The following is a 516-nucleotide window of genomic DNA, read 5'->3' on the forward strand; positions in this document are numbered from 1 at the left end:
GATGATCCCTGTTCCAATCGCTGACGACGCATCTCACGCCGCCCATTCCGTCGGGCCGTTCTACGGCAGCGCCTCTGACGCTTGCCGGCACTCTGGATATGCCGCGCTTGTCCTGACTTCAGCGCGTTTCGAACTGATCTATCCTGCCGCTGCAGAGGCGCTGGCCGCTCACGCAGGCGCAGTTACTGCGGGGCGCGCGGAGATTTATGACGTTCCCGGCGGAACCGCCGTATCCTATAGTTTCTGGCGGCCGTTAGGCCCGCCCCCGGGCGACTGATCCATCAAGGTCTAGACCGTCTAGACCGTCTAGATACGCTAGACACCCTAGCCACCCTAGTATGTCTATTCCGGCTAGTCGCCCTAGCCCTGCTAGTCATTCCGTCCTCTCCGGTGTGGCCGGTTCCTCCGTTTTCGCTAGACAGACCGGTGCGTCCGGCGTTACCGTTCTCTCCGGTGCTTCCGGTTCGGCCGGGCGGGCTAGTGTTTCCGTCCCCGCCGGTCTTGCCGTCGTGTCCG

Source organism: Brevundimonas sp., assembly GCF_031082345.1.
GTDB lineage: Bacteria > Pseudomonadota > Alphaproteobacteria > Caulobacterales > Caulobacteraceae > Brevundimonas.